The 599-nt window shown below is 51.1% G+C and carries 1 protein-coding gene; it reads left to right on the top strand.

The window, feature by feature from the left end:
- Positions 1-2 precede the first annotated feature (2 nt).
- Positions 3-599: MFS transporter (locus R7Q11_RS27735; RefSeq protein WP_225467178.1), on the top strand; the 597-nt coding region annotated here is incomplete at its 3' end.

The raw sequence follows: 599 nt of genomic DNA, 5'->3' as shown, positions 1-599 counted from the left end.
GAATGCTGCCAATCGCATTTGCGTTGGCTGGTGATGCAAAAGGTGGGCGCTCGATGCGGCAGATTGTGATGGTGCAAGCTGGATTGACATTAGGCATGATAACCAGCCCTGCTATCGGCGCACTGATCACACAGCTCTTATCATGGCGAGCAGCTTTTATCATTTTAGGGATGGCGGCACTTGCTGTTGGGGCCTTAGTTTGGGGATGCATGAGAGAGCCTCACGATCAGAACGAGCGGTTAATGACATTACCTCCCGTTATAGAGGCATTTCGCCTTCCTGGAGCGTTGGGTGCGATTGCTGCTATGTGTTTTGGCTTAGGTGGTGGTATTGGTGTGTTCAATCTCATTGGGCTCAATATGCGAGATGTCGCGGGAGTGTCGATAAGTTGGATTGGCATGATGTACGCAGCTTTAGGAATCGTGAGTGTTCTTGGAAATCTACTCACGACTCGAGCTTCTCATCGCCTTGGAAGTGGCCGAGCTGTAATGCGTATTGCGCTTATGGTGTGCATGCCATGTAGCATCTGGGCATTTGCGTGTGGTGCGAGCCAATTCGTGGCCTATCTTCCCATATTGGCAATTTGGTCGTTGGCAGGC

It is taken from the genome of Vibrio sp. 970, assembly GCF_033339075.1.
The sequence above is the reverse complement of the archived record's forward strand: the minus strand, read 5'-3'. Positions and strand labels throughout refer to the sequence as shown.